Origin of the sequence: Streptomyces wedmorensis, assembly GCF_000716445.1 — a bacterium.
In the GTDB taxonomy this organism is placed as follows: Bacteria; Actinomycetota; Actinomycetes; order Streptomycetales; family Streptomycetaceae; genus Streptomyces; species Streptomyces wedmorensis.
In genome coordinates, this window is sequence record NZ_JNWK01000177.1 from 1 (window position 1) to 392 (window position 392).

Below are 392 nucleotides of genomic sequence, written 5' to 3' on the forward strand. Positions count from 1 at the left end.
TTGCCAGGTGGCGGTGTACTTCTGGGTGCCTTCGTCGGTGAAGTCGATCTTCACGGCGGTGCCGTCGGTCTTGTAGGGGTGGCCGCCGGCCTGCCAGATCAGGCTGGTCGTGGCACCGGCGTCACCGGTGTCGTTGGTGATGAAGATCTTGGGGTCGGCCTTGTGGAGGGTGAGGGCGGCCTGCACGTACTCGTCCCAGGTGGTGGGCACCTTGATGCCGTGCTTGTCGAAGACCTTCTTGTTGTAGAAGAAGGCCATGGGGCCGGAGTCCATGGGCAGGGCGTGGATGGCCTTGTCCTGGTGGACGGCGTTCCAGGGGCCGGGGGTGAAGCTGGTGGCGTGCTTGGTCGCTCCGTAGGGGGCGAGGTCCTCGACGGACTTGCCGATGGTGA

General features: G+C 65.1%; 1 protein-coding gene. It reads right to left on the reverse strand.

Features of this window, described 5'->3' with window-relative positions:
* The coding region (locus tag OO54_RS41010; RefSeq protein ID WP_033212891.1) for an ABC transporter substrate-binding protein at positions 1-392 on the reverse strand (392 nt) is incomplete at both ends.